Origin of the sequence: Vibrio anguillarum (genome assembly GCF_001989995.2) — a bacterium.
Taxonomy (GTDB): Bacteria; Pseudomonadota; Gammaproteobacteria; order Enterobacterales; family Vibrionaceae; genus Vibrio; species Vibrio anguillarum.
On the sequence record NZ_JAHGUP010000105.1, the window covers coordinates 1 to 1,829 of the forward strand.

A 1,829-nucleotide genomic window follows, 5' to 3' on the forward strand; every position below is an offset into this window, starting at 1 on the left:
CTAAACGTGGGGTACTCGGTCACATAACGCCGCGTTAAGTGGTGAGCAACGCAGACCACCCTACCTAAACCATTGTGCCGTAAACACTAAAGCTGAAGCAAACCGAAAATGCCGAGCGTTGGGAATCCGTCTTAAACGCTTTGTTAGCTTTGTTGGTTAATGGATGGTTTTGCCGTTAACGCCCATGAATTGATATCAGCTCCGCACTGCAAGAGCTTTAAGTCTCTCCGCCCCCATGATAAAAGGATCTCTTTAAGCTCATCACCACTGAGGAGTTTCTTTTTTGAAACATTTTTGTATATATGACGCCCCAAATATACTTCTTTTATTGCGTCAGTTGGGATATCAAAACAATATAGTGGACGTCCCGCCACCGTGATTTTATTCCACTCATTGCAACGACCCTCACCAACATGATAACCAAACGGTAACTTTGATATGTCCTTTACAACACGAACCTCTTCTTCATAGCCCCATTCAATTGATTTGTATAAAAAGGCTCTCTTAACCAAATTGAAAGCATCCGAGTTAAACTTAATGCCGTTGCCAATACTCATTAATTCATTTTCACTAATGATTGGTAAATTGTTATGGGGCTTAGTCGCGGAATAAATAACCTCTCCGTACTGACTAGGAATAATGGCGGCACTCTCATCCGATAGATTGGCTAGGTCAACGTCAATACCTATAACAACACCTTGGTGCTCGTCGCCATAATGCGCCCACATTAACGAGTTTAAAGGTTGTCTCGTCAATGACAATACACCATAGTTTCTCGAAAATCGGTTTTTGCACGCGTTCGTAGCAATATTAGCTGTGATAATCGAACCATCACTCTCTTCAAACCCAAACGAAGTACATTCAAAAGGATCATTCAGATCTTCTAGACACGAAAAACCAAGTGACGAGTTTTCAATAACTGACCGTGCAGCTTGAAACGACATATATTTATACAGAATCACCGTTCATCCTCAAAAAGCTAACGCCCAATTAAGGTGTGAGCCACGCAACCACGACACTTAACTTGAACACCGTAAACACTAAACTTGACCCAAACCAAAAACGCCAAGCGTGGGGAATCACTCTTAAATTGTTTGTTATATTTCAAGTACTTCGATACCTTTGATATCTAGTACAAGAATTTTCGCAATGTGTTCTGGACGACTTAGGCATTGCTTTATGTCTTCCACGTCATCCGAAGCCATAAACCCTATGTGATCCACAAACACCAACCACCATTCAGGATATTTGCTATAGTTGGACTGAATTTTCATGACCTTTTCGTCAATACAGTGGTTTGTATCCTTGGCATAGGTATCAACTACCCAACCACCACTATCTTCATCAACCTCAATACCAACTTTATATTTCATATCCCTAATAGGACGCTCTAGTTCAATCTCAAACTGTACATTTTGGTGGAGTTTGCAAGAGTAAGGTATTGGTTCACCTGCAAGTTGAAATTTATTTATTGCTTCTTCTAAGTTGCTCACTATCGAAGACAACTTTCCAATTGGACGCTTATAGGAAACTGTCACAAAGTAGCTTTTGGACGTTTTATCCAAAGGATATTTCGATAGTTTTCTTCGAATAGCATCCATTAAACGGAATTGATCCGTTTCTAAGCCAACGGTCTTTTTGGCGCCCCGAAATTGCTGATTTAATCGCCGAACTTCAATTGCAATTTTACCGTTCACGAGAAAGTCAGGAGACACATTACCATCAGGCTCATGAATCACTTTATCAAAGCGAGTAGCTAAGTACTCACGAACAATGTTTTCATCTTCATTTGAAATCATAATTTCATCCGAAATATAACGCCCGGCTAA

General features: G+C 40.5%; 2 protein-coding genes. Both read right to left on the reverse strand.

Annotated elements, in window-relative coordinates; translation table 11 throughout:
- Positions 1-143: 143 nt before the first annotated feature.
- Positions 144-962, reverse strand: a complete 819-nt coding sequence (locus PL85_RS16910; protein ID WP_115340170.1) for a DUF2971 domain-containing protein — start codon at positions 960-962, stop codon at positions 144-146.
- 135 nt (positions 963-1,097) lie between these two features.
- Positions 1,098-1,829 (reverse strand): hypothetical protein (locus tag PL85_RS16915; RefSeq protein WP_214651914.1); only part of this gene is annotated, 732 nt, incomplete at its 5' end.